Consider the following 24,632-nt stretch of genomic DNA (forward strand, 5'->3'; position numbering starts at 1 on the left):
GGGCGCGACCGGCGCCGTTGTCGAGGCGTTTGATGCGACCGTGGATGTCGCGTGTGACGTGCAGTCGATTGCCATAGCTGTCGCTGATGGCGATCAGGGTGGCGCCTCTGCTGTTAAAGCGGAAGTGGTAGAACGATGGACGTTTGCCGGCTTGCGCTAGAACTAGTTCCGATGGGTCGTCACCGAGAAAAATGGCCGCGCGGGAAAGGCTGTTGGTGATGGCCGGACGTTGCTCGCTTGGAAGTGGGAAAACTGTGGCGCGGTTCTCGTGGTCGGTCCAGATGACTTCGTCACCGACGATCTCGACACGGTGCGCGAGTGCGTGGCTCCAGCCATAACCTAGGCCGCAATCTATTTCCACTGCGCTGGTTCGATAGAGGCGTGTCCATTCAAACGGCAGCAGGCCATCGAGTTGACCATCGGTCAACGTCAGTAACTCTTCGCCGGTCACCATCGAAACCGGGCATTTGTCAGTGCATGTTCTGAGGGTCGGTTCGGTGCTTTTCCCGGCGGGAGTCGTCGCCTGTCGGGGCGCATCATCGGCAACCTCGCTGCCCGCCAGCCTGGCATTTCTCCTCCCGTCAAAACGCATTTCGGTTGTGCCATGTCTAACGCGTTTCGCCACCCCTCGGAGCCCCACGCGGACGTATTTGGCAACATACGTCATGAATCCTTTTATGACTTCGAAGATTGATTCGATGAAACCCACTACCAGGTTGTAAAGGACTTTTCCGTACTTCCCCAACTTGCTGCCTAGATAAATCAGGCCTGTTCCTTCTGCGGCGATGGTCAGTACGATCGATACAACAATGTCGATGGCGATCGTTAATAAAAAACTGGTGGTCATTTTCGCCTGCTCAGCCGCCGTCTTCATCGGCGGTAAACTCGCGAGCCATATAAATGCACAGTTCATCATCAAGAACAGTGCCGCCTCATCGCTGGCCAGCACCATGGCTTGCTTCATGATGTGGGGCGACTGCCTGGCGACGTTCTCAAGCCGATCAACACTGGCGCCAAGCTCTTCGCGAAATTTTGCCGGGTCTTGCAGCATGTCCAGCACCGTTTTGATGCCTTCCCACACGCCTTTGATGGCGTCAAACCCTCCTTCGAAAATACCTTTGCCCACAGCGATGACGGTGCCCGAAAGCGAAAGGCTCGACCATTGCTGACGATACCCCGTCGGGCCTTCCCATTTCTCGCGAAGTTTTTTTTCCAGGTCACCTGCCAGTTTTGAGTAGGCTTCAAACAACTCATCAATTTGATCAGGGGATACTTCTTGATGAACTCGAACCGTGTATTGCTTGCCAGGAGTGCCCCCCGCCCAGCTGGCTTTTCCTTCTGAGTCGAGTCGGATCTTGGTTATCGCGCCGCCCTCTTGCGCAATGATCTCAACTTCAATATCGCCAATTGGAATGTCGAAAACCGATTCGAATTTGCTGTGTATGAGGAGCGGACCTTGCAGTGGGCATTTGGCGACATTTGAAGCGAAATATCCGTCCTCCATGTTCACGGATTTGGATGTATTACCCACCCTTATGACTCGCTCCATACCAAGTAGCGAGGGCGTATTGGCTACTTTGCTTCCTATTTCGAAGGGCTGATTCCAGGAGCTCTTCAAGGCTTCTCTGTATTTGTTCAAACTGAGTGTGAAGGCGTTCAGTTGGCTGTCTACAAATGTTATGCGTTGCTCGGCTATCGAAATCATCCTTGCTCCCTGAATTCCGGTGACAACAGCGTTGTGGGTGGCAGCCTTGCGCAGTCCCGAGCCGCTTTACTTGACCTTGGATCCAAAAAAATAGAACAGTTTGGCGATTTTTGCGATGTGCGAGGTTGTTTGTCAGGCGGACGGCTGCAAATCAGCTCGCGCCAATCCAGGGCCAGTTGAGCAGCAGGGTTAAAAAGCGTCTTATAAATGAAACACCGCCCTCGGCTATACTCCCCGCATTTCGATCAGGCACGAGGAATCACTGTGAAGAACTGGACGTTGCGCCAACGCATTTTGGCGAGCTTTGCGGTGATTATCGCCATCATGTTGCTGATGGTCGTCGTTTCGTATTCACGTCTGTTGAAGATCGAGGTCAGTGAAAACAGCGTGCGTGATGACGCTATTCCCGGGGTCTATTACAGCTCGATGATCCGTGGCGCCTGGGTCGACAGTTATCTGCAGACCCAAGAACTGCTCGGGCTCAAGGAAGGTCAGGGGATTTCCAGCGAGGACGCGGCCGACTACAAGGCTTTCGAGGCGCGTCTGCAGGAGCAGATGGCCAACTATCGCAAAACCATGGCGACCGACGAGGATCGTCTCGAGTTCGCCGCGTTCGAGAAGTACCACGACGCCTACATCCAGATTCAGGATGCCGTGCTGGACCTGCATAAACGCAATCTGGAAGCGGACGCGGTCAGGATGTTCCACGACAAGCTCACGCCTGCCTGGTATTCCGGGCGCATGAAGCTCAACGACATCATCGGCGAAAACAAGACAGTCGCCGATCAGGCCATGAACAATATCGACGATGCCGTGGCCGCAGCCAAAGTCAGTATGTTCATTTCCCTGTTGGTCGCTGTCCTCGCCGCCGGCCTCTGCGGTCTGTTGCTGATGCGCGCGATCATGGCACCGATGAACCGCATCGTGCAGATCCTTGAAACTATGCGCACCGGCGATCTCAGTTCGCGTTTGAACCTCGACCGCAAAGATGAGTTCGGCGCCGTCGAAACCGGCTTCAACGACATGATGACCGAGCTGACCGCACTGGTTTCCCAGGCGCAGCGCTCGTCGGTGCAGGTGACCACGTCGGTGACCGAGATCGCCGCCACTTCCAAGCAACAACAAGCCACCGCCACCGAAACCGCCGCGACGACCACCGAGATTGGCGCGACGTCCCGTGAAATTGCGGCAACTTCGCGCGATCTGGTGCGCACCATGACCGAAGTGTCCACCGCCGCCGATCAGGCTTCGGTGCTCGCCGGCTCCGGCCAGCAAGGCCTGGCGCGCATGGAAGACACCATGCACTCGGTGATGGGCGCGGCCGATCTGGTCAACGCCAAACTGGCGATCCTCAATGAGAAGGCCGGCAACATCAACCAGGTGGTGGTGACCATCGTCAAGGTTGCCGACCAGACCAACCTGTTGTCGCTCAACGCGGCGATAGAAGCCGAGAAGGCTGGTGAATACGGTCGCGGTTTTGCCGTGGTCGCCACCGAAGTGCGACGTCTGGCGGATCAGACCGCTGTCGCCACTTACGACATCGAGCAGATGGTGCGCGAAATCCAGTCGGCGGTGTCTGCCGGGGTGATGGGCATGGACAAGTTCTCCGAAGAAGTGCGCCGTGGCATGTCCGAAGTGCAGCAGGTCGGCGAGCAGCTGTCGCAGATCATCCACCAGGTGCAGGCGCTGGCACCACGGGTGCTGATGGTCAACGAAGGCATGCAGGCTCAGGCCACCGGTGCCGAGCAGATCAACCATGCGCTGGTGCAGTTGGGTGACGCCAGCAGCCAGACCGTCGAGTCGTTGCGTCAGGCCAGTTTCGCCATCGACGAACTGAGCCAGGTGGCCGTCGGGCTGCGCAGCGGCGTTTCGCGATTCAAAGTCTGATGAGCGACATCATCGCCAAACGCAGCGCCGCGCAGGTGGCGAAGCCGGCGTTGTTCCTGCTGTTTCGCATCGGTAGCGAACGTTACGCCCTGCGCGCCACCGAGGTCGCGGAAGTGTTGCCGCGCCTGCCGTTGAAGCCGATCGCGCGGGCGCCGCAATGGGTTGCCGGTGTGTTCGCTTATCGCGGTGCGGTAGTCCCGGTGATCGACCTCAGCGCATTGACCTTCGGCCATCCCGCTCAGGCGCGTACCAGCACGCGTCTTGTTCTGGTGAATTACCAGCCTGATGAGTCGCAACCGGCGCAATGGCTTGGGCTGATTCTGGAACAGGCCACCGACACCCTGCGCTGCCATCCTCATGAGTTTGCGCCCTACGGCCTCGACAACCGCGAGGCGCCTTACCTCGGCCCGGTGCGTGAAGATGCGCAGGGATTGGTGCAATGGGTACGGGTCAATGACTTGCTCGATGACGCCGTGCGTACTTTGCTGTTCCCCGATCCGCCGCTCAATCCGGCGCAGCTTGAGGCGCAGGCATGAGCAGTGATCAGCGTTTTTTCGACTTTCTCAAGGAACGCATCGGCCTCGATGTGACGTCGGTCGGCCCGGCGATCATCGAGCGGGCCGTGCGCCAGCGCACAACGTTGTCGCAAGCGGCGCATGCCGATGAATATTGGCAGTTGCTGCAAGGCTCGCGGGATGAGCAACAGGCGCTGATCGAAGCAGTGATCGTCCCGGAAACGTGGTTTTTCCGTTACCCGGAATCCTTCGCCACGCTGGGCAAGCTGGCGCGCAATCGCCTCGCTGAGCTGAACAACATGCGTGCGCTGCGCATCCTCAGCCTGCCGTGCTCCACCGGCGAAGAACCCTATTCGATTGCCATGGCCTTGCTCGATGCCGGGCTCAAGCCGCATCAGTTCAAGGTTGACGGCATGGATGTCAGCCCGCTGTCGGTGGAGAAGGCGCGTCGTGCGTTGTACGGCAAAAACTCGTTTCGCGGCCAGGATCTGGACTTTCGCGAACGGCATTTCACGGCTGAGCAGGATGGCCATCGGGTCAACGAGAACGTACGTGAGCAGGTACGTTTGCAGGTCGGCAATGTGCTCGATCCGACGCTGTTGGCCAGTGAGCCGGCGTTCGATTTCGTGTTTTGCCGCAATCTGTTGATCTATTTCGATCAGCCGACGCAAAAGCTGGTGTTCGAGGTGCTCAAGCGCCTGACGCATTTCGATGGCGTGCTGTTTATTGGCCCGGCCGAGGGCAGTCTGCTCGGGCGTTTGGGCATGCGTTCGATCGGCATCCCGCAATCCTTTGCCTTCAGTCGCCACAGTGAGCCGCATCCCGAACCGCTGCCGACACCCAAACCGATCGCGGTGCCGATCAGCCAACCGCAGCGCAGCACGCCGCCAGCGCCGGTGCGCAATCGACCGTTTGCCGCCGTAACGCCACTGCCAATCGCCAGCAAAAGCGCGAACCCGGACGCGGCGACGTTGCTGGCCAATATCGCCGCGCTGGCCAACGAAGGCAAAAGCGCCGAAGCCCGGGCGGCGTGCGAACAGTATTTGCGCAGCCACGAACCGGTGGCCCAAGTCTTTTACTGGCTCGGCTTGCTCAGCGATGTCGCCGGCCTGACCCTCGAAGCCCAGGGTTTCTACCGCAAAGCGTTGTATCTCGAACCGCAACACCCCGAAGCGTTGATGCACCTGGCCGCGCTGCTGCAGGCCCAGGGCGACAGCGTCGGTGCCAGACGATTGCAGGAGCGCGCCGCCCGCAGCGGGCGCACCGTCGACAGTGAGCGTAAACGATGATCTCGTCCGACACCTTGAACGTCACCCACGAAGACGCACGGGCCATCGATGATTGCTGGAACCGCATCGGCATCCATGGCGACAAGTCCTGCCCGCTGCTGGAAGAGCACATTCATTGCCGCAATTGCTCGGTGTATTCCGCCGCCGCCACGCGCCTGCTCGACCGTTATGCGTTGCAGCAGGACGAGCGCGACCCGGTGGCGACCGCCGTCGAAAGCGATGTGAAAACCCGCTCGCTGCTGATGTTCCGTCTCGGCGAAGAATGGCTGGGGCTGGCGACGCGCAGCCTCGTTGAAGTGGCGCCGCTGCAAGCGATTCACTCGCTGCCTCACCAGCGTTCGCGGGCCTTGCTCGGCGTGGCCAATGTGCGTGGCGCGCTGGTGGCGTGCCTGTCGCTGGTTGAGTTGCTTGATCTGGATGGCAACGCCGCGCCAGCCAATGGCGCGCGCATCATGCCGCGTATGCTGATCATCGCCGCCCATGGCGGGCCAGTCGTGGTGCCGGTGGATGAGGTCGACGGGATTCATGCCATCGATGAGCGCATCCTTGATGCAGCGTCGCAATCCGGGGCGCAGGCCAGCGCCAAATACACCCGTGGTGTTCTGCAATATCGCGGTCGCAGCCTGCGTTGGCTGGATGAAGAACAGCTGTTGTCCGCCGTGACCCGGAGCCTCACATGACCCCCGAGCAAATGCGCGACGCCTCGCTGCTGGAGCTGTTCAGCCTCGAAGCCGAAGCGCAGACCCAAGTACTCAGCGCCGGGTTGCTGGCACTCGAGCGCAACCCGACTCAGGCCGATCAACTGGAATCGTGCATGCGCGCGGCGCACTCGCTCAAAGGTGCTGCGCGGATTGTCGGCATCGACAGCGGCGTCAGCGTCGCCCATGTCATGGAAGATTGCCTGGTCAGTGCGCAGGAAGGACGGTTGTTGCTGCGGCCCGAGCATATCGATGCGTTATTGCAGGGCACCGATTTGCTGATGCGCGTTGCTACGCCGACGAATGCGCCGCAGCCGAGTGATATCGACGCTTACGTGGCGTTGATGGCGAGTTTGCTCGATCCGTCGACGCCGGCGGCAACGCTGATTGCACCGCCGATGGCCGAGTTGCAACTTCAAGCGCCGCCGGTGTTTGAACCCGCGCCAGCTCCTATCATGGACGCGCTGGTCGAATCCTCCGAATCGGTGCCACGCAAAAACAAACGCACCACCGAAGGTGGCGAGCGGGTGCTGCGGGTCACCGCCGAACGCCTGAACAGTCTGCTCGATCTGTCGAGTAAATCGCTGGTGGAGACCCAGCGGCTCAAGCCGCACCTGGCGACCATGCAGCGTCTCAAGCGCATGCAGAACAACGGCCTTCGCGCGCTGGAAAACCTCAACGTCCACCTCAAGGAGCACGCGCTGAGCCTTGAAGCGCTGGAAGCCTTGGAGGACGCGCGCCGTTTGCTCGCCGAATCCCAGCAACTGCTGAGCGAGAAAAACGCCGAACTCGACGAATTCGCCTGGCAGGCCAGCCAGCGCGCGCAAGTGCTCTACGACACCGCGCTGGCGTGCCGCATGCGGCCCTTCGCCGATGTGCTCACCGGTCAAGTGCGCATGGTGCGGGATCTGGGTCGCAGCCTTGGCAAACAGGTACGCCTGGAGATCGAAGGCGAGAAAACCCAGGTCGACCGCGACGTGCTGGAGAAACTCGAAGCACCGCTGACGCACTTGCTGCGCAACGCTGTCGATCACGGCATCGAAACTCCTGAGCAGCGTCTGCTTAAAGGCAAATCAGAAGAGGGCCTGATCCGCCTGCGCGCCTCGCATCAGGCCGGTCTGCTGGTGCTGGAACTGAGCGATGACGGCAATGGCGTCGACCTGGAGAAGGTCCGCCGCAGCATCGTCGAACGGCAGTTATCCCCAGCCGAAACCGCAGCGCAGCTAAGCGAAGAGGAGCTGCTGACCTTCCTCTTTCTGCCCGGTTTCAGCCTGCGCGACACCGTCACCGAAGTGTCCGGGCGGGGCGTTGGCCTCGATGCCGTTCAACACATGGTTCGTCAGTTGCGCGGTGCGGTGGTGCTGGAGCAGACGGCGGGCGAGGGCAGTCGCTTTCATCTGGAAGTGCCGCTGACCTTGTCGGTGGTGCGCAGTCTGGTGGTGGAAGTTGGCGAAGAAGCGTATGCCTTCCCGCTGGCGCACATCGAACGTATGTGCGATCTGGCGCCGGAGGACATCGTGCAGGTCGAAGGCCGTCAGCATTTCTGGCACGAAGGCCAGCACGTCGGGCTGGTTGCGGCCAGCCAGTTGCTCAACCGCCCGGCCAGCCAGAACAGCGGCGAAACCCTTAAAGTCGTGGTGATCCGTGAGCGCGATGCGGTTTACGGGGTTGCCGTGGAGCGTTTCATTGGCGAACGCACATTGGTGGTCTTGCCACTCGATGAGCGTCTGGGCAAAGTGCAGGATATCTCCGCTGGCGCCTTACTCGACGACGGCTCGGTGGTGCTGATCGTCGACGTTGAAGACATGCTGCGTTCGGTGGACAAACTGCTCAATACCGGTCGCCTCGAGCGCATCGCCCGTCATGGCAATCAGGCCGCGGAAGCTGCGCGTAAACGGGTGCTGGTGGTTGACGACTCGCTGACTGTGCGCGAACTGCAACGCAAGCTGCTGCTCAATCGCGGCTACGACGTCGCGGTGGCGGTGGACGGCATGGACGGTTGGAACGCGCTGCGTTCGGAGGACTTCGATTTGCTGATCACCGACATCGATATGCCGCGCATGGACGGCATCGAACTGGTCACCCTGCTGCGCCGCGACAACCGCCTGCAGTCGCTGCCGGTAATGGTTGTGTCATACAAGGATCGGGAAGAGGACCGCCGCCGTGGCCTCGATGCCGGCGCCGACTATTATTTAGCCAAAGCCAGTTTTCATGACGACGCCCTGCTCGACGCAGTGGTCGAGCTTATCGGAGGAGCGCGGGCATGAAGATCGCAATCGTCAACGACATGCCCATGGCGGTGGAGGCCCTGCGCCGGGCGCTGGCCTTCGAACCGGCGCATCAGGTGGTCTGGGTTGCCCGCAACGGTGCTGAGGCGGTGCAACTGTGCGCCGAAAATACCCCGGACCTGATCCTGATGGACCTGATCATGCCGGTGATGGACGGCGTCGAAGCCACCCGGCGGATCATGGCCGAAACGCCGTGCGCGATCGTCATCGTCACTGTCGACCGCCAGCAGAACGTGCACCGGGTCTTCGAAGCCATGGGCCACGGCGCGCTGGATGTGGTCGATACCCCCGCCCTCGGCGCGGGCAATGCGCAGGAAGCGGCGGCGCCGTTGCTGCGCAAGATCCTCAATATTGGCTGGCTGATCGGCGACAAAGCGCCGCGCTCACGTCCCGCGCCGACGCCTCCGCGCAGTTCGGGTTCGCGCCAGCGGCTGGTAGCGATCGGTTCATCCGCAGGCGGGCCGGCGGCGCTGGAGATGCTGCTCAAAGGCTTGCCCAAGGATTTCTCGGCAGCCATTGTGCTGGTGCAGCACGTCGATCAAGTGTTTGCTGCCGGCATGGCCGAATGGCTGGCCAGCGCCAGCGGCCTCGATGTAAGGCTCGCCCGCGAAGGCGAACCGCCACAGGCCGGCGCGGTGCTGCTGGCCGGGACCAACCACCATATTCGCTTGTTGAAAAACGGCACGCTGGCCTACACGGCCGAGCCGGTCAACGAAATCTATCGGCCCTCGATCGATGTGTTTTTCGAAAGTGTCGCCAGTTATTGGAATGGCGACGCTGTCGGGGTTTTATTGACCGGGATGGGACGCGACGGCGCGCAAGGGCTTAAGCTCATGCGCCAACAGGGTTATCTGACCATCGCGCAGGATCAGCAAAGCAGTGCGGTGTACGGCATGCCCAAGGCCGCTGCGGCCATTGATGCCGCCGTAGAAATACGTCCACTGGAAAGAATAGCGCCACGATTGCAGGAGATTTTCCCCAAATGATCAGGTCAATCCGCAATCCTGGCCCCCGCAGTACTCAGGTGACCGCCCATGAATGACTTACAGATCGACGACATTAAAACCGACGAAAACGCCGCCATGGTGTTGTTGGTGGATGATCAGGCGATGATCGGCGAAGCGGTGCGCCGTGGGCTGTCGAATCAAGAAAACATTGACTTCCACTTCTGCTCCGACCCGCAGCAGGCTATTGCCCAGGCGGTGCGGATCAAACCAACGGTGATCCTGCAGGACCTGGTGATGCCCGGCCTCGATGGCCTGAGCCTGGTGCGCGAATACCGCAATCATCCGGCGACCAAGGACATCCCGATCATCGTCCTGTCGACCAAGGAAGACCCGCTGATCAAGAGCGCGGCGTTTTCCGCCGGCGCCAACGATTATCTGGTGAAACTGCCGGACACCATCGAACTGGTGGCGCGCATCCGCTATCACTCGCGCTCGTACATGACGCTGCTGCAACGCGATGCCGCGTATCGCGCGTTGCGCGTCAGCCAGCAGCAGTTGCTCGACACCAATCTGGTGCTGCAACGGCTGATGAACTCCGATGGCCTGACCGGGCTGTCCAACCGCCGGCACTTCGACGAGTACCTGGAACTGGAGTGGCGCCGCTCGCTGCGGGATCAGAGTCAGTTGTCGCTGTTGATGATCGACGTAGATTACTTCAAGTCCTACAACGACAGCTTTGGTCACGTTGAAGGCGATGAAGCGCTGCGCAAGGTCGCCACGGCGATCCGCGAGGCCAGCGCACGACCGTCGGATCTGCCGGCGCGTTATGGCGGTGAGGAGTTTGTGCTGGTGCTGCCGAACACCTCGCCGGGCGGCGCGCGGCTGGTGGCGGAGAAACTGCGCCAGACCGTGGCCTCGCTGAAAATTCCGCACAACACCCCGGCGGAAGGGGCGAGCCTGACGATCAGTATTGGTCTGGCGACGATGGTGCCGCAGGCGGGTAGCGATTGTCGGTTGCTGATTTCAGCGGCGGATCGTGGCTTATATCTGGCCAAGAACAATGGGCGTAATCAGGTCGGGATCGAGTAGCGGCTGACCCTCACCCCATCCCTCTCCCGGAGGGAGAGGGGGCCGACCGAGGTGTCTTGGGTTCTGCATCGACCTGAAAGACCTCGGCGATTATGGATCTGTAAGCGTGGCGATCATGGATTCGGCAAAGCCCTTTCACGTCGGCGTACCTCTCAAATATCCCCCAATCAGTCCCCTCTACCTCTGGGAGAGGGTTAGGGTGAGGGCAAAGGCTTTAATGATCCCCACACCCGCCAGACGGGCTGCCGTCACAGCCTGATTACGTTATACTCGCCGGCTTTCAAAAGTTCGCCAACGAGTGCTGCCCGTCATGGAAATCAACCCGATCCTGAACACCATCAAGGACCTGTCCGAGCGCTCCGAAACTATTCGGGGGTATCTTTGACTACGATCAAAAGCATGAGCGTCTGACCGAAGTCAATCGCGAGCTTGAAGATCCGAGCGTCTGGAACAAACCTGAATACGCCCAGGAACTGGGTCGCGAGCGCGCCGCGCTGGCACAGATCGTCGATACTCTCGACGAACTGAACGGCGGTCTGGCCGATTGCCGCGACCTGCTGGACATGGCCGTCGAAGAAAACGACGAAGGCGCAGTGGGCGATGTCGTCGCCGAGCTGGCCCGTCTCGAGGAAAACCTGGCCAAGCTGGAATTCCGCCGCATGTTCAGCCATGAAATGGACCCGAACAACGCGTACCTGGACATCCAGGCCGGTTCCGGCGGCACTGAAGCCCAGGACTGGGCCAACATCCTGCTGCGCATGTACCTGCGCTGGGCGGACAAACGCGGTTTCGATGCCACCATCATGGAACTGTCCGCCGGTGAAGTCGCCGGTATCAAAGGTGCGACCGTGCACATCAAGGGCGAATACGCCTTTGGCTGGCTGCGTACCGAGATCGGCGTACACCGTCTGGTGCGCAAGAGCCCGTTCGACTCTGGCAACCGTCGTCACACTTCGTTCTCCGCGGTTTTCGTTTCGCCAGAGATTGATGACAAGGTGGAAATCGAAATCAACCCGGCAGACTTGCGGATCGACACCTATCGTTCCTCGGGTGCCGGTGGTCAGCACGTAAACACCACTGACTCGGCCGTACGTATCACTCACGTACCGACCAACACCGTGGTCAGCTGCCAGAACGAACGTTCCCAGCACGCCAACAAAGACACCGCCATGAAAATGCTGCGGGCCAAGTTGTACGAGCAGGAAATGCAGAAACGCAACGCCGCGTCGCAAGCGCTGGAAGACACCAAGTCGGACATCGGCTGGGGTCACCAGATTCGCTCGTACGTGCTCGATGCATCGCGGATCAAGGATCTGCGCACCAACATCGAACGCAGCGACTGCGACAAGGTACTCGACGGCGACATCGACGAATACCTGTATGCCAGCCTGAAGTCCGGGCTGTAAAAGACGCATTACAGGATCGGCTGATTCAACCCGATCCCTGTAGGAGCCAGCCTGCTGGCGATCCCCGGGCCGCAAGGCCCGGGGGCAACGAACCTGATGGAATATCTAAAGACATGAGCGACCAACAACTCGACCCGCAAGCCCTGCAACAGGAAGAAAACTCCCTGATCGCCCTGCGCAAGGAAAAGCTGGCTGCCGAGCGCGCCAAGGGCAACGCCTTCCCGAACGACTTCCGCCGCGACAACTACTGCGATGCCTTGCAGAAACAGTACGCGGACAAGACCAAGGAAGAGCTGGCCGAGGCTGCAATCCCGGTCAAGGTTGCCGGTCGCATCATGCTCAACCGTGGCTCGTTCATGGTGATCCAGGACATGACCGGTCGCATCCAGGTCTACGTCAACCGTAAAACCCTGTCGGAAGACACCCTGGCCGCGGTGAAAACCTGGGACATGGGCGACATCATTGCTGCCGAAGGCACCCTGGCGCGTTCCGGCAAGGGCGACCTGTACGTTGAGATGACCAGCGTGCGTCTGCTGACCAAATCGCTGCGTCCGCTGCCGGACAAGCACCACGGCCTGACCGACACCGAACAGCGCTACCGCCAGCGTTACGTTGACCTGATCGTCAACGAAGAAGTGCGTCAGACCTTCCGCGTGCGTTCGCAAGTGATCGCGCACATCCGCAGCTTCCTGATGAAGCGCGACTTCCTCGAAGTCGAAACGCCGATGCTGCAGACCATTCCGGGCGGCGCTGCTGCCAAGCCGTTCGAAACCCACCACAACGCGCTGGACATGGAAATGTTCCTGCGTATCGCGCCTGAGCTGTACCTCAAGCGCTTGGTAGTCGGCGGTTTCGAGAAAGTCTTCGAGATCAACCGCAACTTCCGTAACGAAGGCGTTTCGACGCGTCACAACCCTGAATTCACCATGTTGGAGTTCTACCAGGCTTACGCCGACTACGAAGACAACATGGACCTGACCGAAGAACTGTTCCGTGAACTGGCGCAGCTGGTGCTGGGGTCTACCGACGTGCCGTACGGCGACAAGGTGTTCCACTTCGGCGAGCCGTTTGTGCGCCTGTCGGTGTTCGATTCGATCCTCAAGTACAACCCTGAGCTGACTGCCGATGATCTGAACGACATCGACAAGGCTCGCGCCATCGCCAAGAAGGCCGGCGCCAAGGTGCTGGGCTTCGAAGGTCTGGGCAAGCTGCAGGTGATGATTTTCGAAGAACTGGTCGAGCACAAGCTGGAACAGCCGCACTTCATCACCCAGTACCCGTTCGAAGTGTCGCCGCTGGCGCGTCGTAACGATGACAACCCGAACGTCACCGACCGTTTCGAACTGTTCATCGGTGGCCGTGAAATCGCCAACGCCTACTCCGAGTTGAACGACGCGGAAGACCAGGCCGAGCGCTTCATGGCGCAGGTGGCCGACAAGGACGCCGGCGACGACGAAGCCATGCACTACGACGCCGACTTCGTTCGCGCGCTGGAGTACGGCATGCCGCCAACGGCCGGTGAAGGCATCGGCATCGATCGTCTGGTGATGTTGCTGACCAACTCGCCGTCGATCCGCGATGTGATCCTGTTCCCGCACATGCGACCGCAAGCGTAAACGTTTCAGTTAAAAAGCCGCCTAAAACAGGCGGCTTTTTATTGCCTGTCTGGTACAAATGTATCAATTGGTTAATTTTGCAATAGCAGAGGAAGTTCTGTCGTGATGGGTGCAATAGCTCAAGAGGGTGCAGCGGGTATCGCCACTGCGGTCGCTGAAAGTGTTCAGTACCAGGGTCGCAAGGCCAGCCGACAGGGCAGTGAGCAGCGTCGACAGGACATTCTCGATGCAGCGATGCGTATTGTCGTGCGTGACGGCGTGCGTGCCGTGCGCCACCGTGCAGTGGCCGCCGAGGCCGGAGTGCCGCTGTCGGCGACCACCTACTACTTCAAGGACATCGATGACCTGCTCACCGATACCTTCGCCCAATACGTTGAACGCAGCGCGGCGTACATGGCCAAGTTGTGGGTCAACAATGAAGGTCTGTTGCGTGACATGGTCGTCAGTGGTGACGGCAGCCCCGAATCGCGCTCGCAACTGGCCGACGACATTGCGCGGTTGATGGCCGACTACGTGCATCGTCAATTGCTTAACCGGCGTGAGCACTTGATGGCCGAGCAGGCGTTCCGTCAGGAAGCGCTGCTCAACCCGCGTCTGGCAATTCTGGTGCGTTCGCATCAGCAGATTCTGTTGCAGGGCACCTGCCAGTTGTTCCAGGTGCTGGGCTCGCGTGAACCGCAACAGGATGCCAAGGTGTTGACGGCGATTATCGGACGGATGGAATATCAGGGCCTGCTCAACGACGCCGAGCCTTTGGCCGAAGAGGACATGCTCGGTATTCTGACGCGGTATATGCACCTGGTGCTCGCGTCGGTCTGACGCAAATCCCCTGTAGGAGTGAGCCTGCTCGCGATAGCGGTGTATCAGACAACTAAAATGTTGAATGTAAATCCGTTATCGCGAGCAGGCTCACTCCTACAGGGGAACGCAATCACCTTGAGGGCGGCGAATGTTCATAGGGAGTATTGAATGAAAGCCTGGCGTGGCGCGTTGATCGCCTTGTCGTTTCTGCTGCTCAGTGGCTGTCTGGTGACCTTCAAGGAGCCGCTGACCGCCAGTGACCCGGCGCCCAAGGGCCTGCTCGGCAAATGGTCGAGCACCAACGCCTGGGGCGAGCCGATGAACCTTGAGCTGACGCGGTTGGGCAACGATCGCTATCAGGCCGTTACGTACTTCAAGGCCAAACCCCACGAACGCGAAGCCTATCCGTTCACCGTGTCGCGCCACGGCAACCGCTGGTATCTGTCGGCGAAAGTCCCGGCGCAGTACGGTGGCCATTTCACCATCGCCGGTTTCGAACTCACCGACAAACACGAACTGGTGGTCTACAACCTTGATCTCGAACAGATCAATCAAGCGATCAAGCAGAAAGCCCTCGACGGTCAAGGCTTCCAGACCGACGATGGCGACGGCGTGCATGTCGACAGCAACCTCGACAAGGTCTTTGCTTACCTCGACGATCCGGCCAATTCCGATGTCTTCGTTGAAGCCGTGCGTTACCAGCGCCAGGCCCGCGCCCAATAATTTACACGTCAGGTTTTCTACAGGAGTTCCGGGTGGACGATTACCAGCAGACGATACGCATGTTATCTGACCGCATTGTGCTGGCACAGACACCGATCCGTGTGCTCGACGCGGTCAAGTGGGATGAGAATATCCGCAAGGGCTTCCTCAAGGCCAGAGGCAAGGAAATGCCGGCGGTGGATCGTGACTACTACCTCAATCGGCCGCTGAGTTTCGATTCGAGCAAGGTCAAACTGGAATTCCAGAACATCGAGCGCGACATCACCCGCCAGCTCGGCCAGTTCAACCCGGTCGGGCAGATCATGCGGCGCATGTGCAAGGAATACCGCATGGTGGTGCGCATGCTCGAAGCGCGCGGCACCGAGGATTTCGGCCTGATCTCGCAAGAACTGTACGGCGCCGCCTCCGATGCTTTCCACGCCGGCGACCCGACCCTGGCCGACCTCGGCCTGATGATGTCCGACTACCTGAACAACATCGATGGCCGTGGCGATCTGAAAGACGAGCCGAAAACCCTCACCGCCAAAGACGCTGTGCACTTGCTGCAAACCCGTCTGAACAAGGTCTTTGGTGAGGCCGAGGAAACCATTCGCGTGTTCGAGTCCGACGGCATTGTTGCTGACGCCGCAGCGGGCGCCGATTACATCAAGATCCGTACCGACGCGATGTTCAACGATCGCGACGTGCGCGCGCTGGAGGTCCACGAAGGTCTGGTGCACGTCGGCACCACGCTCAATGGTCTGAACCAGCCGATCTGCACCTTCCTGTCCAAAGGCCCGCCGTCGTCGACGGTGACTCAGGAAGGCCTGGCTATTCTGATGGAAATCATCACCTTCGCCTCCTACCCGAGCCGCCTGCGCAAACTGACCAACCGCACCCGCGCCATCCACATGGTCGAGGAGGGCGCGGACTTCTTGCAGATCTTCGAGTTCTTCCGCGAGCAGGGCTTCGAGATGGCGGAAAGTTACGGCAACGCCAGTCGGGTTTTCCGTGGATCGACGCCGACCGGTCTGCCATTCACCAAAGACTTGTCCTACCTCAAGGGCTTTATCATGGTTTACAACTACATTCAGTTGGCCGTGCGTAAGGGCAAACTTGAGCAGATTCCGTTGTTGTTTTGTGGCAAGACCACGCTGGAAGACATGCGGACCTTGCGCCAGCTGGTGGATGAAGGATTGGTGGTGCCGCCGAAGTATCTGCCGGACCAGTTCCGCGATTTGAATGCGTTGTCGGCGTGGATGTGCTTCTCCAACTTCCTCAACCATTTGAGCCTGGACCGGATCGAAGCGGATTACTCCAATATCCTCTAGCCCACACAACCCCCCCCCCCTGTAGGAGTGAGCCTGCTCGCGAAAGCGGTGTTTCAATCAACATTAATATCGACTGGAACACCGCTATCGCGAGCAGGCTCACTCCTACACATTTGTTCTGTATTCCAACCCGAATTTCTGCGAGGTTTCACCGGATGAGAATCCTCGGCATCTTCTGCCTGCTCCTGACCCTCGGCGGTTGTAGCTCTTTGTTGTTCTACCCCGAGCCGGGCCAGATATTCACCCCGGAAAAAGCCAAACTCGAATACCGCACCGTCACGCTGGTTACGGCTGATGGCTTGAAGCTGAATGCCTGGTGGCTGCCGGCCAAACCCGGCGTCGAGGTAAAAGGCACGGTTCTGCATTTGCACGGCAACGGCGGCAACCTGCCGATGCATTTGGGCGGGAGCTGGTGGCTACCGAAAAACGGCTATCAAGTGTTGTTGGTCGACTATCGCGGTTATGGCTTATCCGAGGGCGAGCCGAGTTTGCCGGCGATCTATCAGGACATTGATGCTGCGTTCGCGTGGCTGGACCAGGCGCCGGAGGTCAAAGGCAAGCCGTTGGTGTTACTCGGCCAAAGCCTCGGCGGTTCGATGGCTGTGCATTGGCTGGTGCAGCATCCCGAGCGGCAGAAACAGCTGAAAGCGCTGGTACTCGATGGTGTCCCCGCCAGTTACCGTAGCGTTGGCCAGTATGCCCTCAGCACTTCTTGGCTGACCTGGCCATTTCAGGTGCCATTGTCGTGGTTGGTGCCGGACGGCGACAGCGCGATCAACTCGATGCCGCAGCTCAACGGCGTGCCGAAGCTGATCTTCCACAGCCTCGACGATCCGCTGGTGCCGCTTTCCAACGGCATCCGCCTGTATCAAGCTGCGCCGCCACCGCGCGTGCTGCAACTGACTCGCGGCGGTCATGTGCAGACCTTCGGCGACCCGGTCTGGCGCCAAGTGATGCTGCGCTATCTGGAGGATCCCGAGCATTTCAATGGCCTGCGCCGTCTCGGCGAAATCCCCAATTACCCGACACCCCCGAATTCTGAAGATGAGAGTCCGCAATGACTGAAGAACGCAACGCCATCCCGCTGATCATCACCGGTATCTGCAGCATCCTCGGCACCGTCGGGGCGCTGTGGTACTACGGCTACCTGCACTTCGCCAAACCCGAGGATGCGCTGCTGCTCAACGAATTCACCATGCTCAAGACCGTGCCCGGCGAAGACTACAAAGTCTCGCTGGACCCGGCACCGCAAGTGGCGCAGTGCATTGATGGGGTGCTGGTGTTGTTCGATACCGAGCAGAAAGGCCTGACCGGCGTACTGATCAACGCGCAGAAGAAAGCCGTGCGCTGCATGGGCGAAGAGACCCCGCAGAAGCTTGAGCAGTGATTCTGCAGGACAAGCCCTCACCCTAACCCTCTCCCAGAGGGAGAGGGGACTGACCGAGGTGTCTTTCGCTATACGCCGACCTGAAAGATTGCGTTGATTATGGATTCGGCGAAGCACTTTCAGGTCGACGCAGCTATCGAGCATCCCCCAATCGGCTCCCTCTCCCTCTCCCTCGGGAGAGGGCTGGGGTGAGGGGCTGCGATATCAGCCCGCACAAAAAAGCCCAGCCTGATCCATCGTGTCGAACACAATTTCTGAAAGCACCACAAATCGGCTCCCTCTCCCTCGGGAGAGGGCTGGGGTGAGGGGGCGCGATTTCAGCCCGCACAAAAAAGCCCCGCCTGATCACTCAGGCGGGGCTTTCGCGTTACAGCAGGGAGCTTAGTTCGAGCTGACCGCCGAACGTGGCATCACTGGCTGGTTGTCGTTGGAAATGGTCACTTCCACACGACGGTTCATTGCACGGCCAGACACGCTGCCGTTCTCGGCAACCGGGTATTCCTTGCCGTAGCCTTGGGTGACGATACGCGCTGGATCAACGCCCATTTTCACCAGTGCGGTGCGCACGGAGTTGGCGCGACGCTCGGACAGCGACTGATTGTGGCTGGCGGTACCGGTGCTGTCGGTGTAGCCCTCGACGATCACTTTGCGATCCGGATTTTCCTGGAGGAATTGCGCCAGTTTGTTGATGTTGACCAGACCGCTGGATTTCAGGTCGGCACGGTCGGTGGCGAACAGCACGTCACCGAAAGTCACCAGCGTACCGCGATCGGTCTGCTTGGCATTCAGGCTGTCCTGCAGCTGTTTGATCTGCTGATCACGCGCATCCAGACGCGCCTGGGCACGTTGGGCAGCGGCGTTCTTCAGGTTGTTTTCCGCAGTGCGCAGGGCGATGGTCTGCTTGGCCACTTCCACGCGCTGGTTGGTCAGGTAGGCCAGTTGGTCGACCTTGGCGGCGTCTTGCTTGTCCAGATAAGCCTTGTCGGCCTTGTCCAGGTAATCGCTGGCGTCTTTGGTTTCCAGCGCCGCGACTTTGCTCGCCTGTGGGTTGGCTTGCAGGCCGGCGTAGTTGGTGCGCGCCTGTTCCAGGTTCGGGTTAGGCGGGGTAGAGCAGGCAGCCAGAGCGACGCTTGCGGCCAGAAGAGCTGGGATCATCAGTTGCTTACGCATAATTTTCGTCCTTTCTATCGATAAAAGTTTCAGCGTTGCTATCGGGATGCGCGCTTACTGCACGGTGCGCTGACTTTCCTGACGCAGTTCCTGAACACCTTTCTGGGAATCCTTCACGGCTTGTTCAGCCTTGGCTGCCTGAGCCTTGCGTTCGGCGACGCGAGCGTCCCACTCGGCTTGCTCGGACAGGGTGCGAGCCTCGTCATACTTCTTGTCGTGCATGGCGATTTCGGCTTGCTTCAGCTTGTCCTGCGCCTGCTTCATCTCAACCGCAGCGAACTCGGTACCGCCGGCGCTGACTGCGCTGTTCACGGCCGATTGGGTCACGGCGTATTGCTCGGTCGGTGGGTTACCGGCGCAACCGGCCAGTACGAAGCTGGTGCCGATCGCCAGAGCAGCCAGTTTCAGACCGCGCAGGTGGGTAAACGAGGTTTGGTTTTTCATGGTCTTCAACTCCATTAGGCATCTCCTGAAAACATCTGAATCCATCCTGGTCGAGGAGCCGCAAGCGACGTGTGAAAGCGCGTTTTTGAAACGCTCGTTCCAGGCGTGGTTACAGGTTCCGACCGGCGGGATTTTTCAAAAGTTCAGAAAAGATGGCTAATCGCCAAAAAAAACTTTGACCGAATGGACAAGGCTCTAGAGCGGGAACTTTGGCGGCAGAGAGTGGTACGCGCGGGGTTTCAAGACGCCGAAAACACATCGATTTTCAGCTTGAAATACGATCCCTGTAGGAGTGAGCCTGCTCGCGATGGCGTCGTATCAGACAACAAAAATGTTGAATGAAAAACCGCTATCGCGAGCAGGCTCACTCCTACAGTTTGATCTAGGTTGTGTCAGTGTTTTTGCTTGCCTTCAGCAGCCGAGAGGTCATGCAAATGCCGGCGCGACAGTGCCAGAAACCGTGGCGTAGGCCCAACATCCTCATACAACGGATCACCTTCCTCATCGGTCGCCACCACCGTCGAACCCTTCACATACGGCAGGCTCGCTTCAAACTCTTCAAGGGCTGCGCCAATCAGTTCGCCGAGCAATTCTTCGGCATGCCGTTTGGGGTACATCTCGGCAATCGCTGCCAGACGCGCAGCGGCTTCAACGTCCAGATGAATCGTGTAGCCAGTGTCGGTCAGGCGACCCTTGGCGTTTTCTTCCCAATGCTGGGCGAGTTCACGAATTTTCATGATGACCTCATTTCGCGCCTGCTCATGGCAGGCCTGGGTGAGTGTCCGGCAGCGCCGGCGGCAAGCCGTTGTACGGCTTACTGTTAAGACTAGCTTTTGTCAGTAAGGTTTAAAGTCCCTTGGTCGGCTGCTTGTAAGAAGCGTCGTAGAGCGGCACTCTCTAGGTCATGCACTTGTTTCTAAGCCGTCCGGATTACTGCTGGGGAATTGCTGATGACCGATATTGATGCACGCTTGCGCGAAGACGTTCACCTGCTCGGAGAGCTGCTGGGCAACACCATTCGAGATCAATACGGCGAGGCCTTCCTCGACAAGATCGAGCAGATCCGCAAGGGCGCCAAGGCCGATCGGCGGGGTTCGATGGACGCCGAACTGAGCGCCAGCCTCAATCAATTGAGCGAAGACGAATTGCTCCCGGTGGCGCGGGCGTTCAACCAGTTTCTCAATCTGGCGAACATCGCCGAGCAGTATCAGTTGATCCATCGGCGCGAAGAGTCGCAGCCGGCGCCGTTCGAATCCCGCGTGCTGCCGGAATTGCTCGCGCGTTTGCGCAACGAAGGCCACAGCGCCGAGTCGCTGGCCCGGCAACTGGCGCGACTGGAAATCGAACTGGTGCTGACCGCGCACCCGACCGAAGTCGCGCGACGCACGCTGATTCAGAAGTACGACGCGATCGCCGGGCAACTCGCTGCGCAGGATCATCGCGACCTGACCAGCGCCGAACGCGAACAGATTCAAAACACTCTGCAACGGTTGATCGCCGAAGCCTGGCACACCGAAGAAATCCGCCGCACACGACCGACGCCAGTCGACGAAGCCAAGTGGGGTTTCGCGGTGATCGAACATTCGCTGTGGCAAGCGATCCCCAACCATATGCGCAAGGCCGACAAGGCTTTGCATGAAGCGACGGGCCTGCGTCTGCCACTGGAAGCCGCGCCGATTCGCTTCGCGTCGTGGATGGGTGGCGACCGTGACGGCAACCCCAACGTCACCGCCGCAGTGACCCGCGAAGTGTTGCTGCTGGCGCGCTGGATGGCCGCCGATTTGTACCTACGCGATGTTGATCATCTCGCTGCCGAACTGTCGATGCAGCAGGCCAGCGATGCCCTGAAGGCCAAGGCTGGCGACAGTGCCGAACCGTATCGCGCGGTGCTCAAACAATTGCGCGAACGCCTGCGCGCGACGCGCAACTGGGCACACGCTGCGCTGACTGCGCCAACCCCGGCGCAGGCCGATGTGCTGCACAACAACCGCGATCTGCTCGATCCGCTGGAGCTGTGTTTCAACTCGCTGCACGAATGCGGCATGGGCGTGATTGCTGACGGCCCGTTGCTTGATTGCTTGCGCCGGGCGGTGACGTTTGGCCTGTTCCTTGTGCGTCTGGATGTGCGTCAGGACTCGTCGCGGCACAGTTCGGCGATGACCGAAATCACCGACTATCTTGGTCTCGGGCGCTACGAAGACTGGGATGAAGAACAGCGCATCCGTTTCCTCACGCAAGAACTGACTAATCGCCGACCACTGCTGCCGGCACATTTCAAACCGTCCGCCGACACCGCCGAAGTGCTCAACACCTGTAAGGAAATTGCTGCCGCACCGGGTGCTTCGCTGGGTTCCTATGTGATTTCCATGGCCGGCGCCGCCTCCGATGTGCTCGCCGTGCAACTGTTGCTCAAAGAGTCCGGCGTGCTGCGGCCGATGCGCGTGGTGCCGCTGTTCGAAACCCTCGCTGACCTCGACAACGCCGGGCCGGTGATGGAGCGGCTGTTACTGTTGCCGGGCTACCGCGCACGGCTGCAAGGCCCACAGGAAGTGATGATCGGCTACTCCGATTCCGCCAAGGACGCTGGCACCACGGCAGCGGCGTGGGCGCAGTATCGCGCGCAGGAACGTTTGGTCGAAATCTGTCGCGAGCAACAAGTCGAACTGCTGTTGTTCCACGGTCGTGGCGGCACCGTAGGGCGTGGCGGTGGCCCGGCGCACGCGGCGATTCTGTCGCAGCCGCCGGGATCGGTGGCGGGGCGTTTCCGCACCACCGAGCAGGGCGAAATGATTCGCTTCAAATTCGGTTTGCCGGACATCGCCGAGCAAAACCTCAATCTGTATCTGGCGGCGGTGCTTGAAGCGACATTGCTGCCACCACCACCGCCAACGCCGGAATGGCGCCATCTGATGGATGAATTGGCGGCTGACGGTGTCAGCGCTTATCGCCAGGTCGTGCGAGAAAATCCGCAATTCGTCGAGTACTTCCGTCAGTCCACACCCGAACAGGAATTGGGCCGTTTGCCGCTCGGCAGTCGCCCGGCCAAACGCCGGGCCGGCGGTATCGAAAGCCTGCGGGCGATCCCGTGGATCTTCGGCTGGACGCAAACGCGGTTGATGCTGCCGGCATGGCTCGGTTGGGAGTCGGCGCTGAGCAAAGCGCTGGAGCGTGGCGAAGGCGAGTTGCTCGGGCAGATGCGCGAACAGTGGCCGTTCTTCCGCACCCGTATCGACATGCTCGAAATGGTCCTGGCCAAGGCTGACGCGGATATCGCGCTGTCCTACGATCAGCGTCTCGTCGAGCCGGACTTGCTGCCGTTGGGCGCGCAGTTACGCGACCTATTGTCGCAGGCGTGCGCCGTGGTGCTCGGCCTGACTGGCCAGTCGCAACTGCTGGCACATAGCCCTGACACCCTTGAATTCATCCGTCTGCGCAACACCTACCTCGACCCGCTGCATCTATTGCAGGCCGAGTTGCTGGCCCGCTCGCGACAGCAGGATGTCGAGCAGGGCAGCCCGGTGGAACAGGCGTTGCTGGTGTCTGTGGCGGGGATTGCCGCCGGTTTGCGAAATACCGGCTAATGTTTTTGTCTGGGCACGCGGCTTCCGGAACACGTACCGGATGCCGCTTTGCCTGACGGCACAAAGTGCCGCCAGGCGACAGTTAGTGATGGGGTTGCGACTTGGGTTACCGCGTCGCAAGGTCGCAGGGGGCGTCGGTTTCTCCGACTTTTGGCGTCTTGTGTGGGCGCAGCCTGCTGTGTATCTTGATCAGCCTTTGGCCGTTTGTGCGGCCACGACCCGTATTTTCAGGATTCGTCCCAAGCGGCGAATCCTTTGTTTTGTAAAAGCTTTTTATAAAAAAATTGAGGAGCACATCTAATGCGCGTCATTCTGCTGGGAGCTCCCGGGGCCGGTAAAGGTACTCAGGCTAAGTTCATCACCGAAAAATTCGGCATTCCACAAATTTCCACCGGCGACATGCTGCGTGCAGCGGTCAAGGCCGGTACTCCGCTGGGCGTGCAAGCCAAGAGCATCATGGATGCCGGCGGCCTGGTGTCGGATGACCTGATCATCGCACTGGTTCAGGACCGTATCGCTCAGCCAGACTGCGCCAATGGTTTCCTGTTCGACGGCTTCCCGCGCACCATTCCGCAGGCTGAAGCCCTGGTGACTGCCGGCGTTGAGCTGGATGCAGTGGTTGAAATCGCTGTTGAAGACGAAGAAATCGTTCAACGCATCGCCGGCCGTCGTGTTCACGAAGCCAGCGGCCGCGTTTACCACATCGTCTACAACCCGCCGAAAATCGCTGGCAAAGACGACATCACCGGCGAAGAGCTGGTACAGCGCAAGGACGACACCGAAGAAACCGTGCGTCATCGCCTGTCGGTCTACCACTCGCAGACCAAGCCGCTGGTGGAGTTCTATCAGAACCTGTCCGCCAAGAACGCTGGCAAGCCGAAGTACAGCCACATCCCGGGCGTTGGTTCGGTTGATGCGATCACCGCCAAGGTGCTGGCCGCGCTGAGCTGAAAAGTCTGAACCGCAGCATCATCCACGGCCCGCTTGCGGGCCGTAGTTGTTTATACTGACGCACTTTTTCCCACCCTTGTTTTGGAAACATCGATGAGCACCTTGCTGGCCCTGGACACCGCGACTGAAGCTTGCTCCGTTGCCTTGCTGCATGACGGCAAGGTCACGAGCCATTACGAGGTGATCCCGCGCCTGCACGCGCAGAAGCTGCTGCCGATGATCCAGCAACTGCTGGCCGACGCCGGCACCACTTTGCAAGCGGTCGATGCGATCGCATTCGGTCGCGGGCCGGGTGCGTTTACCGGGGTGCGGATTGCCATCGGTGTGGTGCAGGGTTTGGCGTTCGCGCTGGATCGCCCGGTGCTGCCGGTGTCCAACCTTGCCGTGCTGGCCCAGCGTGCGTTGCGTGAACATGGCGTGAGCCAGGTCGCGGCGGCCATCGATGCTCGCATGGATGAAGTGTATTGGGGCTGCTACCGCGAGACGGCGGGGGAGATGCGTCTGGTCGGTGCCGAAGCGGTGTTGCCGCCGGAAGTCGCAGCGCTGCCGGCCGATGCCAGTGGTGACTGGTTCGGTGCCGGCACCGGTTGGGGTTATGGCGAGCGTATCGCGGTCAATCTGACGGGATCCGACGCAGGCATGTTGCCCCACGCCGAAGACCTGCTGACGCTGGCGCGTTTTGCCTGGGAACGCGGCGAGTCGATCCCGGCGGATGACGCGCAACCGGTTTACCTGCGCGATAAAGTCGCCACCCCCAAGGCTCGTTGAGCCTTTAAAAAGATCGCAGCCTTCGGCAGCTCCTACAAGGATCGCATTCCAAATGTA

21 protein-coding genes are annotated in these 24,632 nt (G+C 59.9%); 17 read left to right on the forward strand and 4 right to left on the reverse strand.

The features are described from left to right. Window positions 1–1,705, reverse strand: a 1,705-nt coding sequence (locus ACW9IR_RS21270; RefSeq protein WP_457465038.1) for a DUF6531 domain-containing protein, incomplete at its 3' end; no start/stop codon positions are given. 264 nt (window positions 1,706–1,969) lie between these two features. Here ACW9IR_RS21270 and ACW9IR_RS21275 point away from each other — a divergent pair. The 14 genes from ACW9IR_RS21275 (at window position 1,970) to ACW9IR_RS21340 (ending at window position 17,661) form a co-directional block, all read left to right on the forward strand. Then, window positions 1,970–3,592, forward strand: coding sequence for a methyl-accepting chemotaxis protein (locus tag ACW9IR_RS21275; protein WP_007908936.1), 1,623 nt, complete (start codon window positions 1,970–1,972; stop codon window positions 3,590–3,592). Beyond that, window positions 3,592–4,128 (forward strand): chemotaxis protein CheW, encoded by a 537-nt coding sequence (locus tag ACW9IR_RS21280; RefSeq protein WP_102900570.1) that lies wholly within the window; start codon window positions 3,592–3,594, stop codon window positions 4,126–4,128. Before ACW9IR_RS21275 ends, ACW9IR_RS21280 begins: the two co-directional genes overlap by 1 nt. Next, window positions 4,125–5,396, forward strand: a complete 1,272-nt coding sequence (locus ACW9IR_RS21285; protein WP_457465041.1) for a CheR family methyltransferase — start codon at window positions 4,125–4,127, stop codon at window positions 5,394–5,396. Before ACW9IR_RS21280 ends, ACW9IR_RS21285 begins: the two co-directional genes overlap by 4 nt. Beyond that, window positions 5,393–6,076, forward strand: coding sequence for a chemotaxis protein CheW (locus tag ACW9IR_RS21290; RefSeq protein ID WP_457465043.1), 684 nt, complete (start codon window positions 5,393–5,395; stop codon window positions 6,074–6,076). The genes ACW9IR_RS21285 and ACW9IR_RS21290 overlap by 4 nt, the downstream gene beginning before the upstream one ends. Further along, window positions 6,073–8,361: a response regulator gene (locus ACW9IR_RS21295; protein WP_457465045.1), complete on the forward strand. Its 2,289-nt coding sequence runs from the start codon at window positions 6,073–6,075 to the stop codon at window positions 8,359–8,361. Before ACW9IR_RS21290 ends, ACW9IR_RS21295 begins: the two co-directional genes overlap by 4 nt. Beyond that, window positions 8,358–9,368, forward strand: coding sequence for a chemotaxis response regulator protein-glutamate methylesterase (cheB, locus tag ACW9IR_RS21300; RefSeq protein ID WP_095119324.1), 1,011 nt, complete (start codon window positions 8,358–8,360; stop codon window positions 9,366–9,368). Before ACW9IR_RS21295 ends, cheB begins: the two co-directional genes overlap by 4 nt. 48 nt (window positions 9,369–9,416) lie before the next feature. Then, entirely contained in the window at window positions 9,417–10,418 is a 1,002-nt protein-coding gene (locus ACW9IR_RS21305; protein ID WP_077571285.1) for a response regulator, read from the forward strand. A 310-nt stretch (window positions 10,419–10,728) separates the two neighbouring features. After that, a protein-coding gene (gene prfB, locus ACW9IR_RS21310; RefSeq protein ID WP_102900567.1) for a peptide chain release factor 2 occupies window positions 10,729–11,824 on the forward strand; the annotation gives its coding sequence in 2 pieces (ribosomal slippage) (window positions 10,729–10,800 and window positions 10,802–11,824; 1,095 coding nt in all). Between the two features lie 113 nt (window positions 11,825–11,937). Further along, window positions 11,938–13,440, forward strand: a complete 1,503-nt coding sequence (gene lysS / locus ACW9IR_RS21315) for a lysine--tRNA ligase (RefSeq protein ID WP_122591277.1) — start codon at window positions 11,938–11,940, stop codon at window positions 13,438–13,440. Window positions 13,441–13,545: 105 nt separating this feature from the next. Continuing rightward, window positions 13,546–14,259 (forward strand): TetR/AcrR family transcriptional regulator, encoded by a 714-nt coding sequence (locus ACW9IR_RS21320; RefSeq protein WP_102900566.1) that lies wholly within the window; start codon window positions 13,546–13,548, stop codon window positions 14,257–14,259. 150 nt (window positions 14,260–14,409) lie between these two features. Beyond that, on the forward strand, window positions 14,410–14,964 hold the full coding sequence (locus ACW9IR_RS21325; protein WP_457465049.1) for a hypothetical protein: 555 nt from the start codon (window positions 14,410–14,412) through the stop codon (window positions 14,962–14,964). A gap of 59 nt (window positions 14,965–15,023) precedes the next feature. Beyond that, the gene (locus tag ACW9IR_RS21330; protein WP_457465057.1) at window positions 15,024–16,274 is read left to right on the forward strand and encodes a flavohemoglobin expression-modulating QEGLA motif protein; all 1,251 of its coding nucleotides are present in this window, start codon (window positions 15,024–15,026) and stop codon (window positions 16,272–16,274) included. A gap of 155 nt (window positions 16,275–16,429) precedes the next feature. Then, entirely contained in the window at window positions 16,430–17,335 is a 906-nt protein-coding gene (locus tag ACW9IR_RS21335) for an alpha/beta hydrolase (RefSeq protein WP_457465051.1), read from the forward strand. Further along, window positions 17,332–17,661, forward strand: coding sequence for a hypothetical protein (locus tag ACW9IR_RS21340; protein ID WP_034154859.1), 330 nt, complete (start codon window positions 17,332–17,334; stop codon window positions 17,659–17,661). Before ACW9IR_RS21335 ends, ACW9IR_RS21340 begins: the two co-directional genes overlap by 4 nt. Window positions 17,662–18,042: 381 nt before the next feature. On the opposite strand, the gene ACW9IR_RS21345 is transcribed toward ACW9IR_RS21340, so the two are convergent. The 3 genes from ACW9IR_RS21345 to ACW9IR_RS21355 form a co-directional block, all read right to left on the reverse strand. After that, entirely contained in the window at window positions 18,043–18,831 is a 789-nt protein-coding gene (locus ACW9IR_RS21345) for an OmpA family protein (protein ID WP_038357819.1), read from the reverse strand. 54 nt (window positions 18,832–18,885) lie between these two features. Next, window positions 18,886–19,290: a DUF4398 domain-containing protein gene (locus ACW9IR_RS21350; RefSeq protein WP_034154861.1), complete on the reverse strand. Its 405-nt coding sequence runs from the start codon at window positions 19,288–19,290 to the stop codon at window positions 18,886–18,888. 377 nt (window positions 19,291–19,667) lie between these two features. After that, on the reverse strand, window positions 19,668–20,012 hold the full coding sequence (locus ACW9IR_RS21355; RefSeq protein WP_122843232.1) for a pilin assembly protein: 345 nt from the start codon (window positions 20,010–20,012) through the stop codon (window positions 19,668–19,670). Window positions 20,013–20,225: 213 nt separating this feature from the next. On the opposite strand from ACW9IR_RS21355, the gene ppc reads away from it, so the two are divergent. From ppc to tsaB, 3 genes are all read left to right on the forward strand, one after another. Beyond that, window positions 20,226–22,856, forward strand: coding sequence for a phosphoenolpyruvate carboxylase (gene ppc, locus ACW9IR_RS21360; protein WP_457465054.1), 2,631 nt, complete (start codon window positions 20,226–20,228; stop codon window positions 22,854–22,856). Window positions 22,857–23,156: 300 nt separating this feature from the next. Then, the gene (gene adk / locus ACW9IR_RS21365) at window positions 23,157–23,807 is read left to right on the forward strand and encodes an adenylate kinase (RefSeq protein WP_034154864.1); all 651 of its coding nucleotides are present in this window, start codon (window positions 23,157–23,159) and stop codon (window positions 23,805–23,807) included. Between the two features lie 93 nt (window positions 23,808–23,900). Further along, window positions 23,901–24,575 (forward strand): tRNA (adenosine(37)-N6)-threonylcarbamoyltransferase complex dimerization subunit type 1 TsaB, encoded by a 675-nt coding sequence (gene tsaB / locus ACW9IR_RS21370; RefSeq protein WP_150706061.1) that lies wholly within the window; start codon window positions 23,901–23,903, stop codon window positions 24,573–24,575. Window positions 24,576–24,632 lie beyond the last annotated feature (57 nt).

The sequence above is a fragment of the Pseudomonas sp. SDT291_1_S447 genome, assembly GCF_054070155.1.